Consider the following 5,855-nt stretch of genomic DNA (forward strand, 5'->3'; position numbering starts at 1 on the left):
GTGACCCGCTCCTCGGCCTCGGCCCAGCGGCCGCGGGTGGCACCGGTGAGTTCGGTCCCCTCCAGGAGCCTGCGGCCCGCGTGGTCCTGGAGCGCGAGCAGCGAGCTCTCGACGGCCTTGTGCTCGGCGCCGAGCCTGGCCAGCGCGCGGTCCGCCTCCTCGCGGTCCATGACCGGATCGGCGGGTTCCGGGACCCCCATCGATCACCCCTCCTGCGCTCGGGCGGTGCACCTGCTCAGCCGGGCCTGCGGTACCAGCCGAATCGACCGTATCCCCTCGTACCGACCTGGCTACCAGGTCCACATCCTCCACGTTCCTCGCCGCGCCGTAGGGTCTTCCGCGGACGGCTCACCCGCCAGTGTCACGAAAGGGTCCCGATCCCATGACGCCCGGCGGTGCGGAAAAGTTCCCGTACGAGGCGCTGAGCAGGCCGAGTTGGCCCCGTCAGCCCGCCGCGGGCACCGCCTTCCCGGCGTCCACTCCGGGCGCTTCCGGCGCGCCCGGCGCGTAGTGCGCGCGCAGGGCCGCGTACGCCTCCGTGGCCGCGCCCGCGTGGTCCAGGCCGAGGAGGGCGGCGCCGAGGACCGGGCGGGCGGCGATGACGCGCGGCTCGGCCTTCGGCGCGCGGGCGGCGAGGAGTTCGGCGATCCGGTCGTGCAGCAGCGGGTGGCGGGCGGCCAGGACGCCGCCGCCGAGGAGCACCGGGGTCTCCTCTTCGAGGAGACCGAGCCGGGACAGGGCGACATACGCCATGGCGGCGACCTCCTCCGCCTGCCGGTGCACGATCGAGCGGGCCACCTGGTCGCCCGCCGCGGCCGTGGTGAAGAGCACCGGGGTCAGCTCGTGCTTGCGGGCCGCCGGGAGGTGCCCCAGATGCAGGGCCTCGATCAGCGCGAGCATCGAGTCGAGGCCGAAGTGCGCGGGCAGGGTACGGGCCAGCTCCGTCGGGCCGCCCCGGCCGTCCTCGGCCCGGGCCGCGAACCACAGCGCCTCCTCGGCGAGGCCCGAACCCCCGCCCCAGTCACCGGAGATCCGGCCGATGGCGGGGAAGCGGGCGGTGCGGCCGTCCGGCAGCATGCCGGCGCAGTTGATGCCCGCGCCGCACACCACGGCCACACCGCGCGGTTCCTCGCCCGCCTCCAAACCCGCGCGCAGGATCGCGAACGTGTCGTTGGCGACCCGGGTCGAGAGCCCCCACCCGCGCGCGTGCACCGCCTCCTCCAACTCCCGCTCCTCAACCGGGAGATCGGCGTTGGCCAGGCAGGCGGAGACGTGGGCGGCGTACGGGCGCCGGTCGCCCCGGGCTTCGAACCCGGCCGCGGCCACCGCCCGTACGACGGCGTCCGCGAGGACGTCCACCGCCGGGCCGACGCCCACGGCGGGTGGGCAGAACCCGCCGCTGCGGGCCGCCCCCAGGACGCGGCCGTCGGCCGCGACCAGGGCCACGTCCGTCTTGCTGTTGCCCGCGTCGACGGCGAGGACACCGCCGGGCACCAGAGGTGCCGTGGACCCGGGCGGGAGGGGTGTCGTCAGACCCACGCGAGGTGCTCCCGGTTGTGCGCGATCAGGCGGTCGGTGAGGCCCTCCGCGGCCTCGTACTGGCCGATCAGGGGGTGGGCGAGCAGCGCCTTGAAGACCCGGTCGCGCCCGCCGCGCAGGGCGGCGTCCAGGGCCAGGTCCTCATACGCGGTGGTGTGCGCGATCAAACCCGCGTACAGGGGGTCGAGCCGGGGCACGGGCAGCGGGGTCGCGCCGGTCGCGCCGACCCGCGCCTGGACCTCGATCACCGCGTCGTCCGCGAGGAACGGCAGTGTGCCGTTGTTGAAGGTGTTGACCACTTGGATCGCGCCATCCGCGCCGCCGCGCCCGCCCAGCAGGGCGGCCGCCAGGTCGACCGCCGCCTCCGAGTAGAAGGCGCCGCCGCGCTTGGCCAGCAGGGCGGGCTTCTCATCGAGTGCCGGGTCGCCGTACATCTCCAGCAACTCCCGCTCCATCGCGGCCACTTCGGCGGCGCGCGAGGACTTGGTGCGCATCTCCGCCACGACCTCGTCGTGCGCGTAGTAGTAGCGCAGGTAGTACGAGGGGATCACGCCGAGGCGGTCCAGCACCGGGCGGGGGAGGCGCAGATCGTCGGCGATCTTCTCGCCGTGCTCGGCCAGCAGCCCCGGCAGCAGGTCCTGGCCGCCGGGGCCGCCCAGGCGCACGCCCAGCTCCCAGGTCAGGTGGTTGAGGCCCACGTGGTCCAGGTGGACCTGCGCGGGCTCGGCGCCCAGCAGGGCGGCGAACTTCCGCTGCAGGTGGATCGCCACGTTGCACAGGCCGACGGCCTTGTGCCCGGCCTGGAGCAGGGCGCGGGTCACGATGCCCACCGGGTTGGTGAAGTCGATGATCCAGGCGTCCGGGTTCGTACGCCGCACCCGCTCGGCGATGTCGAGGACCACGGGCACGGTCCGCAGCGCCTTGGCGAGGCCGCCCGCGCCGGTGGTCTCCTGCCCGACGCAGCCGCACTCCAGCGGCCAGGTCTCGTCCCGCTGCCGGGCGGCCTGGCCGCCCACGCGCAGCTGGAGGAGTACGGCGTCGGCCCCGGCCACGCCCGCGTCCAGGTCGGAGGTCGTTGTGATCCGGCCGTCGTGGCCCTGCTTGGCGAAGATCCGCCGGGCGAGCCCGCCGACCAGTTGGAGCCGGTCCGCGGCCGGGTCGATCAGGACCAGCTCGGAGATCGGGAGGGTGTCCCTGAGCCGGGCGAACCCGTCGATCAGTTCGGGGGTGTAGGTGGAGCCGCCACCCACTACTGCGAGCTTCATGAGCCCTTCACTCCTTGCGGCATTAGCCCTTCACTCCTGTCAGGGTGACGCCTTCGACGAAGGCCTTCTGGGCGAGGAAGAACACGAGGACGACCGGCGCCATCACGAGAACGGTCGCGGCCATCGTCAGGTTCCAGTCGGTGTGGTGGGCACCCTTGAAGGACTCCAGACCGTAACTGAGCGTCCAGGCGGCCTTGTTCTCGGATGCGTAGATCTGCGGGCCGAAATAGTCGTTCCAGGCGTAGAAGAACTGGAACAGCGCTACGGCCGCGATACCCGGTTTGGCCATCGGCAGCACGATTCTCGTCAGGGTGCGGAACTCCCCGCAGCCGTCCACCCGCGCCGAGTCCAGGTATTCGTTCGGAATGGTCAGCAGGAACTGCCGCAGCAGGAAGATGGAGAACGCGTCGCCGAAGGCCATCGGGATGATGAGAGGCCAGAGCGTCCCGGAGAGCCCGAGCTGCTTGGCCCAGAACAGGTACATCGGAATGACGATGACCTGCGGCGGCAGCATCATCATCGAGATGACCAGCATCAGGGACAGATTCCGGCCGCGGAAGCGGAACTTGGCGAGCGCGTACGCCACCGGAATCGACGAGGCCACCGTGAGGACCGTGCCGAGGCCCGCGTACAGCAGGGTGTTGCGCCACCAGGTCAGGAATCCCGGGGTGTGCCACACCTTCGCGTAATTGCCCCATTCCCAGGAATGCGGCCACAACTCGCGGGTGAGCGCCTGCTGGTCGCTCATCACTGAGGTGAGGAACACGAACAGGAACGGCAGGAAGAAGAACAGCGCGGCCGCGATTCCCAGCGAGTGCACGGCGATCCAGCGCAGCAGCGCCTTGCGCCGGGCGGTACGGGCCGCCGGGCCCGCCGCGGGCGAGGCCGGGGTGGTGGGAGCGGTGAGGACTTGGGTCATGGTGGTCAGTCACCTGCCTGGACGAGCCCGCCGCGGCGGCGCATCAGCAGCGCCGTGAAGGCCATGGCGAGGGCGAACAGCACCAGCGCGATGACGCAGGCAGAGCCGTAGTCGAAGCGCTGGAAGCCGAGGTTGTAGACGAGTTGGGGCAGGGTCAGCGTGGACTTGTCCGGGTAGCCCGGCTCGAACTGCTGGCCCGAGCCGCCGATGATCCCGGAGGCGACCTTTCCGGCCACGAGCGGCTGCGTGTAGTACTGCATGGTCTGGATCACGCCGGTGACCACGGCGAACATCACGATGGGTGAGATGCTCGGCAGCGTCACGTACCGGAACCGCTGCCAGGGCCCGGCCCCGTCCAGCTCCGCCGCCTCGTACTGCTCCTTGGGCACGTCGAGCAGCGCGGCCATGAAGATGACCATCAGGTCGCCGACGCCCCACAGGGCGAGCGCGGTGAGCGCGGGCTTGGACCAGGAGGGGTCGGTGAACCAGCCGGGGGCGGGCGCTCCGACGGCCTCCAGGACCGAGTTGGCCGGTCCCGTACCGGGGTTGAGGAGGAAGACGAAGGCCAGGGTCGCGGCGACCGGCGGGGCCAGGTAGGGGAGGTAGAACAGGGTCCTGAAGACCCCGGCCCCGGTCCTGATCTTCGTGATGAGCAGTCCCACGCCGAGTCCGAAGACGACCCGGCAGGTGACCATGACGAGCACCAGCCACAGCGTGTTGGACAGGGCGGGCCAGAACAGCCGGTAGTCGGTGAAGACATAGCTCCAGTTGTCCAGGCCGTTGAAGACGGGCGGCCGGAAGCCGTCGTACTTCATGAAGGAGAAGTAGACGGTGGAGATCAGCGGGTAGGCGAAGAAGACGCCGAAGCCGATCAGCCAGGGGGACATGAAGGCCGCCGTTCGAAGCGCACCGCGGGTGCGCTTCGAACGGAGGGTGTGGGTGCTCATGGCGGCTACTTCGCCTTCGCGAGGTCCGTGTCGATCTGCCGCGCGGTCTTCTCCAGGCCCGCCTTGAGGTCCTTCTCCTTGCCGCTCTCGTAGGCATAGCCGAAGTCCTGGAGCGTGACCTGGTAGGCGCCGCCGTCGGCCTGCGCGGGGGTGGTGTTGGACTTCGGGTGCCGGGCGATGTCGAGGAAGGTCCGGAAGCCCGGCTCGACCTTCAGCTTCGGCGACTTGAGCGCCTCGAGCGTGGAGGGCACGTTGTGGATGGCGTTGGAGAACGCCACGACCGCGTCGGTGTCCGTGGTCATGTACTTCACCAGCTCCCAGGCTGCGTTCTGCTGGGCGCTGGTGGAGGCGATGCCCATGATGGTGCCCGCGAGGTAGCCCTTGCCGTAGTCGGCGGCCTGGTCGTCGGGGACGGGCAGCGGCGCGGTGCCGATCTCGAACTTCGCGCCCGCCTCCTNNCGACCTGGCCGGTGTGGAAGGGGTGCTTGGCGCCCCACTCGTCACCGAAGGTGTTGCGGTACTTCTCCAGCTTCGCGAAGCCGCCGAGCTTGTCGATCAGCCCCTTCTGGAAGGTGAACATCTCCGCGAAGGCCGGGTCCTTGGCCAGGTTCGACTTGCCCTGGGCGCCGAAGTAGGCCGGGCCCCACTGGGCCGCGTAGTGGCCGGGGGTCGTCTCGTAGCCGTGGAAGGTGGGCATGAAGCCGAGCTGCTCGTACGAGTCGCCCTCGGGCTTCGTCAGCTTCTGCGCGACCTTCGCGAACTCGCTCCAGGTCCTGGGCGGTTCGGCGATCCCGGCCGCCTTGAAGGCGTCCTTGTTGTAATAGAGCCCGTACGCGTCGTTGAGCAGCGGCAGCGTGCACTGGTTGCCCTCGAACTGCGTGTACTGGCGCAGCGCTTCGGGGAACACCTTCGCCGGGTCGATCCCGGACTTCTCCAGGAACGGGTTGAGGTCCACGAAGGCGCCGGAGTCGCAGAACTTGCCGACGCTGTCGGTGGTGAAGGACGAGACGACGTCGGGGGCGTTCTCGCCGCCCGCCCGCAGCGCTTGGTTGATCTTGTCGTCGGTGACGTTCGAGGTGACCTTCACTGTGATGTTGGGGTGCGCCTTCTCGAACCGCTCGACGTTCTCCTCGATCGCCTTGACCTCGCTGGGGGCGCTCCAGCCGTGCCAGAAGTTGATGGTCG

General features: G+C 70.4%; 5 protein-coding genes and 2 pseudogenes. All 7 read right to left on the reverse strand.

From position 1 onward, the window contains the following. A pseudogene (locus AOK16_RS20515) lies at positions 1-200 on the reverse strand (hypothetical protein); the annotation flags it as partial. Between the two features lie 244 nt (positions 201-444). Beyond that, entirely contained in the window at positions 445-1,494 is a 1,050-nt protein-coding gene (locus AOK16_RS20520; protein WP_107098413.1) for an N-acetylglucosamine kinase, read from the reverse strand. A 35-nt stretch (positions 1,495-1,529) separates the two neighbouring features. Continuing rightward, positions 1,530-2,804, reverse strand: a complete 1,275-nt coding sequence (locus AOK16_RS20525) for a 6-phospho-beta-glucosidase (protein ID WP_055473662.1) — start codon at positions 2,802-2,804, stop codon at positions 1,530-1,532. 22 nt (positions 2,805-2,826) lie between these two features. Further along, positions 2,827-3,723, reverse strand: a complete 897-nt coding sequence (locus AOK16_RS20530; protein WP_055473663.1) for a carbohydrate ABC transporter permease — start codon at positions 3,721-3,723, stop codon at positions 2,827-2,829. 5 nt (positions 3,724-3,728) lie between these two features. Then, complete coding sequence (locus AOK16_RS20535) at positions 3,729-4,670, reverse strand: carbohydrate ABC transporter permease (protein ID WP_055473664.1); 942 nt, start codon at positions 4,668-4,670, stop codon at positions 3,729-3,731. A 5-nt stretch (positions 4,671-4,675) separates the two neighbouring features. Then, on the reverse strand, positions 4,676-5,127 hold a 452-nt coding region (locus tag AOK16_RS28580; RefSeq protein WP_240483666.1), incomplete at its 5' end, for a type 2 periplasmic-binding domain-containing protein. Positions 5,128-5,129: 2 nt separating this feature from the next. Further along, positions 5,130-5,855: pseudogene (locus tag AOK16_RS28585) on the reverse strand (extracellular solute-binding protein); the annotation flags it as partial.

It is taken from the genome of Streptomyces pathocidini (assembly GCF_001418495.1).
Lineage (GTDB): Bacteria > Actinomycetota > Actinomycetes > Streptomycetales > Streptomycetaceae > Streptomyces > Streptomyces pathocidini.